Annotated in this window: 6 protein-coding genes and 1 rRNA gene; 6 read left to right on the top strand and 1 reads right to left on the bottom strand. The window is 40.1% G+C overall.

All coding sequences use genetic code 11. The features are described 5' to 3' along the window. From BFN00_RS16060 to BFN00_RS12865, 6 genes are all read left to right on the top strand, one after another. Positions 1 to 208: hypothetical protein (locus BFN00_RS16060; RefSeq protein WP_213032104.1), on the top strand; the 208-nt coding region annotated here is incomplete at its 5' end. A 95-nt stretch (positions 209 to 303) separates the two neighbouring features. Continuing rightward, positions 304 to 418 (top strand): 5S ribosomal RNA (gene rrf, locus BFN00_RS12885). A gap of 205 nt (positions 419 to 623) precedes the next feature. After that, complete coding sequence (locus tag BFN00_RS12880; RefSeq protein ID WP_143115434.1) at positions 624 to 1,871, top strand: esterase-like activity of phytase family protein; 1,248 nt, start codon at positions 624 to 626, stop codon at positions 1,869 to 1,871. A 284-nt stretch (positions 1,872 to 2,155) separates the two neighbouring features. Further along, entirely contained in the window at positions 2,156 to 3,520 is a 1,365-nt protein-coding gene (locus BFN00_RS12875; RefSeq protein ID WP_071852042.1) for an MFS transporter, read from the top strand. Between the two features lie 342 nt (positions 3,521 to 3,862). Continuing rightward, on the top strand, positions 3,863 to 5,212 hold the full coding sequence (locus BFN00_RS12870; RefSeq protein WP_004647700.1) for an aromatic acid/H+ symport family MFS transporter: 1,350 nt from the start codon (positions 3,863 to 3,865) through the stop codon (positions 5,210 to 5,212). Positions 5,213 to 5,311: 99 nt separating this feature from the next. Beyond that, entirely contained in the window at positions 5,312 to 5,776 is a 465-nt protein-coding gene (locus BFN00_RS12865) for a hypothetical protein (RefSeq protein ID WP_071852041.1), read from the top strand. Here BFN00_RS12865 and BFN00_RS12860 read toward each other — a convergent pair. Next, on the bottom strand, positions 5,743 to 5,946 hold a 204-nt coding region (locus tag BFN00_RS12860; RefSeq protein ID WP_143115433.1), incomplete at its 5' end, for a transposase. The two genes, BFN00_RS12865 and BFN00_RS12860, sit on opposite strands and share 34 nt — an antisense overlap.

The following is a 5,946-nucleotide window of genomic DNA, read 5'->3' as shown; positions in this document are numbered from 1 at the left end:
GAATAGTCGTTCCTGCATCGTTTTGTTACTGTATGATAAGTTTGATCTTTGGTGGTGTACATCTCAACTGGAATCTAAACGCGTAAGATCGTCGGCAGCGTCAGATGTGTATAAGAGACAGTTGTTGTATGAAGCTCAATTGATTCGAAATCAAACGATCAAACTTGATTTAGTTGAAAAGCTAGATAAAATGAACAACCTAATTTAACTCAAGTATCTCTGTTAATAACTCATTTGGTACGAAGTACGGCAAACACTGCAACAGCAGTTAAATAAGACCCGAACAAGTCCATAAACAGTTGTGCTGGCGACCATAGCAAGAGTGAACCACCTGATCCCTTCCCGAACTCAGAAGTGAAACCTCTTAGCGCTGATGGTAGTGTGGGGTTACCCATGTGAGAGTAAGTCATCGCCAGCTCATTATTCGAAAATCCCCCTCCGCTAAGGCAGAGGGGGATTTTTTTATGCGCGGGATTTGGTCAAATATATGTGTGGAATCTATAGACAGGATTTCATCATTATTAATATAAAACTGTCGCCAAAACTTCATTGCATCGCAACTATTTTGTCATTCAAACCGTATTAAATAAGGTTTTCACTTTATAAAAATGAAGAATGGAAGTATGAGAAAAATCTCCTTAAGTTTGTTGGCTATTTCCACATTGGCCCTTGCAGCATGCAATGAATCTGATGATGAAATCCCTCAACCTATAGACAGCGTAACTGAGCCAACTTTGGTGTCCTTTGCCAAACTGGATGTAGAAACTTATGCAGAAGGCCCTGATTCAGGACAAGATGTACGTGGAGCAAATGGTATTTTTCCTCCATTTTCAGGCCAGCCTGTACAGGGTTTTTCTGCTGCACTCAAGCAGCCGGATGGAACTTATCTGGTGATGTCGGATAATGGCTTTGGCTCGCAAGATAATTCTTCTGATTATTTATTGCGTTTGCATCATCTGTCTAGCGATTTCAGAACCAAGGCGGGCGGTACAGCAACTGTCAAACATTTAGCTTATATCCAGCTTCGTGATCCGAACCACCTGATTCCCTTTGAAATTATCAACAGTAATACTCAAGAGCGTTTATTGACGGGTGCTGACTTTGATCCGGAATCTATGCAGCGTGCTCCGAATGGGGATATCTGGATTGGAGATGAATTTGGACCTTATTTATTACATTTTGGTGCAGATGGGATATTAAAAAGTCCGCCAATTGCTTTAGCTCATCCCTTAGAAGCCGGAACTGAACTCAGATCTCCACAAAATCAGCTAAATAAAAGCACGACAGCTTATATTAAACCCTTGGTACAGCGTAGTGGGGGCTTTGAAGGAATGGCGATTTCCCCCAATGGTCGCTATTTATATCCTTTATTAGAAAAGCCTTTGATAGATGCAGTGACTCCACAAATGATCATTTCAGAATTCGATCTGGAGAAGAAAGCTTATACTGGAAATTTCTATTATTTTGAATTGGATTCACAAGCCACTGCAATTGGTGATTTTCAGCTATTTAGTGCAAAAGAAGGGCTGATCATTGAGCGCGATGACAGTGAAAATAACCCTGGAGGCTATAAGAAATTAATCAGGATCACATTGAGCCGACCGGGTGAATCTGTCACACGTGAAACACTGGTTAACCTGATGGATTTGGCTAATCCGGATTTGCTCTATGGTCCGCCAAGAGGAGGGGATATTGCCACAGGCCCACGCTTCGGTTTTCCATTTCAAACCATTGAAGATATTATTATTGAAGGACCAGATTTGATTATCGTATTGAATGACAATAACTTTCCCGGTTCAAGTGGCCGTAATCAAAATCTGGCAGATGATAATGAAATCATTCAGATCAAGTTGCCCCGACCACTGTATTAATTCTCCCCTTTAAATCTCAAAACTCTCCCAGTCTGAATATTGAGGGATTTTTTATGCTCCAGATTTACCCGGCATTGTTTAGTTCTGATTAAAAACTGGACTCATGGGTTTAGATTTTTAAGGAATAAGTAAGACTTTAGTCGGGTATTTCCTGAAAAATAGCTGTGTTGAACTAAGTTGTTGCGAGAACATGGCGATAAGAATCATTAAAAATAATAAATAAGAGTTAGGGTCATGTTCCGTGCTGAAAACAACGAATAACAACTCACAGGAGGTGAGTAAAAATGGCAGAAAACGTGAAGAGAATAGCAAACACGGTGAGTGTGAATGATGTGATTGATCAAGCAAAATTCACTAAATTTCACTTGAGCATTGTATTGTGGTGTTTGTTTATTGTCCTATTTGACGGATATGATTTAGCAATTAACGGTGTCGTTCTGCCTCTACTTATGCAAGAGTGGGGCATGAGTGCTGTTCAAGCAGGTATGCTTGCAAGTACAGCACTCGCTGGCATGATGTTTGGAGCCATGCTGTTTGGGATGCTTGCAGACAAGATTGGTCGTAAAAAAGTTATCTTGATTTGTGTTTCTTTATTTAGTGCTTTTACATTTTTGGGTGGATTTACCACTAATCCAACAGAGTTTGGTATTTTACGTTTTATTGCTGGTTTAGGGATTGGTGGTGTATTACCAAACTTAGTCGCTCTAACGTCTGAATATGCACCTAAACGTTTAAAAAGCACACTGGTAACCACCATGTTTAGTGGTTATGCCGTGGGCGGTATTATGGCTGCATTATGCGGTACATGGTTTACACCAAGTTTTGGTTGGGAAATTATGTTCTTCATTGCAGGTATTCCATTACTTTTTGTTCCATTTTTTTGGAAGTTCTTACCTGAGTCTTTAACTTTCCTCGTTAAAGAACAAAAAATGAATGAAGCGCGTCGTTTTATCAAGCAAGTCGAGCCAACTGCAGACATACAAGCAGATACTGAACTGGTTCTAGCCAGCGGTGATCAGACCCAAAGTGCATCAGTAAAAGCTTTATTTACAGAAAATCGTGCCACAGGAACCTTCTTATTTTGGATTGCTTTCTTCATGTGCTTACTCATGCTTTACGCACTTGGAAGCTGGCTACCAAAACTGATGATGGCAGCGGGATATTCTTTAGGCAGCAGTTTAATGTTCTTATTAGCATTGAATATTGGTGCTGTGATTGGAACCATTAGCGGTGGTATTTTGGCAGACCGTTTTGACTTTAAACCTGTTCTTATGAGTATGTTAACTGTCGGTGTACTATCTTTGGTTGGTTTGGGCTTTAATTCTCCAACCCCTGTTATTTATTTACTTGTCAGTTTAGCAGGTGCCTCATCTATTGGTACCAGTATCTTGTTATATAGCTATGTTGCTCAATACTATCCTGTTGCAGTACGTTCTACTGGTATTGGTTGGGCTTCTGCTGTAGGGCGTACAGGTGCAATTGTTGGCCCAATCGTGATTGGTATGCTGCTTGGTATGGAGTTGCCACATAAATGGAACTTTATCGCGGTGGCAATGCCAGGTATTATTGGCATTATCGCTATTTCAATGATTCGTAAGCCACAACCTGGTCGCGTTATGGTGAAAAAATTAAAAACAGCCAAAATTTAAACTCTCGTAATTGACCCATTCAGCTAAAAAGCTCCTTTCTTAAAGGGGCTTTTTCATATCTTTAGTATGAAATTAAATCAATATTCAATTGGTCAAAAGAATAAGCGGATTAATAGAGCTTAAATATTGGGCGAATTAAAAAATAAACATCAATTATTCAAAAGTTTATATTAATAATAGTGTGACATATCACGCAAATAAATGACATTTCCAAGAGCATAGCAGAATATCAATTAGTCTTATTGTGCCTTAAATCCCGCTTGCGTATATTGCCTGACATTGAAGATTGACTTCAGTCTTCAACAAGATGTTATGGACAAGTACTCATGGGAGATGAGAACGATGACAACGGAAAAAATAGATGTAAATTCTGTAGTCGATAATGCGAAATTCACGCCTTTCCACTTCAATGTAGTTGCTTGGTGTTTACTCATTATCTTATTTGATGGCTATGATCTCGCAATCAATGGCGTAGTTTTACCATTATTGATGCAAGACTGGGGCTTAAGTGCAGTGCAGGCCGGAATGCTTGCAAGTACCGCACTGGCTGGCATGATGTTTGGTGCGATGATCTTTGGTTCCCTCGCGGACAAGATCGGTCGTAAGAAAGTGATCATGATCTGTATTGTATTATTTAGTGGTTTAACTTTTGCCGGCGGCTTTGCTTCAAACCCAACCGAATTCGGTATTTTACGTTTCCTTGCCGGTCTTGGTATTGGTGGCGTAATGCCAAACCTGGTGGCATTGACTTCGGAATATGCCCCACAAAAAATGCGTAGTACGCTGGTGACCACCATGTTTAGTGGTTATGCGGTCGGTGGCGTAATGGCTGCGTTATTGGGTTCATGGTTTACCCCAAGTTTTGGTTGGCAAATCATGTTCTTTATCGCGGGTATTCCACTGTTTTTATTACCAGTGATCTGGAAATTCCTGCCTGAGTCGCTCGCATTTATTGTGAAGCAGAACAAGCAGCCAGAAGCTCGTCGTATCGTACGTCGTTTGGCGCCAAATCTGACTGTTACCGAGAATACGACTTTCACTTTGCCACAGGAAAATGTGCCTGAAGCAGCCAACGTGGTGAGTTTGTTCCGTCGTGGTCGTGCGGTGAATACTTTACTGTTCTGGGTCGCGTTCTTCACTTGTCTGTTAACCATGTATGCACTGAGCAGCTGGTTACCGAAGTTGATGATGGCAGCAGGCTACTCAATGGACAACAGCTTGATGTTCATGATGGTCATGAACGTTGGTGCGGTTGTGGGTATTGTCGGTGGCGGTATTCTTGCGGATCGTTTCCACCTGAAACCGGTACTTATGTTCCTCGGTATGATGGGTGCGATTGTGATGAGCTCAATGGGCTTTGCATCTAACCAATTCTTACTTTACATCCTGGTGTTCCTGGCAGGTGCAGCGTCAATTGGTTCGCAAATGTTGCTATATAGCTATGTTGCGCAGTTCTACCCACTTGCGGTACGTTCGACAGGTATTGGCTGGTCTTCTGCGATTGGTCGTATGGGTGCGATTGTAGGGCCGATTCTGATTGGTGGTTTACTTGGTATGAACCTGCCTGCTTACTTTAACTTTATGGCAGTTGGTTTACCGGTTCTGATTACTGCAATTGCTGTTGCATTGATTATGCATGACAATGAGTCTGAGAAGATTGGTTCAATTGAACCAGCAGTGTCTAAAGCTTAAAGCTGAATTTTTAAATAAGAAGCCTCCGAAAGGGGGGCTTTTTTTTATTTACCGTGTGTATGTTAATATCTTAAATATTAATAAAATAGCAAAAAGACTATGATAGAAGAATACTTTAAGCCCTTAACGTTGCAGATTGATTCAGGATTCGGCTCAACAGCAGATTCTTTTTATTATGCAGCACAAGCTTTAGATAATAATAAAGATAGCAAATATGGTTTTGGTATTGGCGGGGGAAAATTACCAATTTTATACCTCTACAGACACTCTATTGAATTGTACTTAAAATCAGTAATTACTTTTATATATCGAATATATTCAAAAAATACTAGTTGTGATAAAAATTATGATTTTCCAAAACTAAATGAAAATGGAAAAGAGAAAAAGATATTCAATGTTCATTCAATTAACACCTTGTTTGAAAATTTTTTGATTCTTCTAGAAAGAAATCGAAGTTTTATTAAAAGTAAGAGTGGATACGATTGGTTAGATATTCCAAAGGAAATACCATTATTAATTAGGGCGTGTCATCAATTAAGCCATATTATGCTTGAAGCAAGGTAGATTGCTGACAGGAAGTTTTGAGCCAATTTATCATAGCGCGTAGCAATACCTCGATACTGCTTGAGCTTGGCGAAGAAGTTCTCGATCAGATGTCTTGCTTTATAAAGATGTTGGTCATAATCACGCTGATCAATCGCGTTACTTTTGGATGGCATCACGATCTGACCCTT

This window comes from Acinetobacter sp. AR2-3, from assembly GCF_001878775.1.
Taxonomy (GTDB): Bacteria; Pseudomonadota; Gammaproteobacteria; order Pseudomonadales; family Moraxellaceae; genus Acinetobacter; species Acinetobacter lwoffii_D.
Note: the sequence above shows the minus strand (reverse complement) of the source record. Positions and strands in the feature narration are given on the sequence as shown.

Coding starts and splice junctions, on each gene's coding strand:
- BFN00_RS12870 (WP_004647700.1), top strand. CDS start 3,863: ATGACAACGGAAAAAATAGATGTAAATTCTGTAGTCGATAATGCGAAA.
- BFN00_RS12875 (WP_071852042.1), top strand. CDS start 2,156: ATGGCAGAAAACGTGAAGAGAATAGCAAACACGGTGAGTGTGAATGAT.
- BFN00_RS12865 (WP_071852041.1), top strand. CDS start 5,312: ATGATAGAAGAATACTTTAAGCCCTTAACGTTGCAGATTGATTCAGGA.
- BFN00_RS12880 (WP_143115434.1), top strand. CDS start 624: ATGAGAAAAATCTCCTTAAGTTTGTTGGCTATTTCCACATTGGCCCTT.